Source organism: Pseudomonas sp. CFBP 13719 (genome assembly GCF_014842095.1).
GTDB lineage: Bacteria > Pseudomonadota > Gammaproteobacteria > Pseudomonadales > Pseudomonadaceae > Aquipseudomonas.
This window is the reverse complement of sequence record NZ_JACYVB010000030.1, coordinates 1-316: the sequence shown is the minus strand read 5'-3', so window position 1 is coordinate 316 and position 316 is coordinate 1. Positions and strand designations below refer to the sequence as shown.

Sequence of the window (316 nt, the reverse complement as noted above, 5' to 3'; positions counted from 1 at the left end):
ACAGCTGGCTCATGAGCTCCCACACGAATTGCTTGATTCATTGAAGAAGACGATAGAAGCAGCTTTATGCTCCAAGCTGATAGCGCACGCTAACGGCTACAAGCTCGAAATTGGGTCTGTAGCTCAGTTGGTTAGAGCGCACCCCTGATAAGGGTGAGGTCGGCAGTTCNCTTGGCTCCACCACCACTGCTTTTGTTTTAGAGCTTAGAAATGAGCATTCCATCAGGGTGATGGTGAATGTTGATTTCTAGTCTTTGATTAGATCGTTCTTTAAAAATTTGGGTATGTGATAGAAAGATAGACTGGACAGCACTTT

At 45.1% G+C, this 316-nt stretch carries 1 tRNA gene; it reads left to right on the top strand.

The annotated features are described in order from the left end of the window. The first annotated feature begins 112 nt into the window (after positions 1-112). Positions 113-183: transfer RNA gene (locus tag IFT57_RS26860), tRNA-Ile, on the top strand. Positions 184-316: the final 133 nt, after the last annotated feature.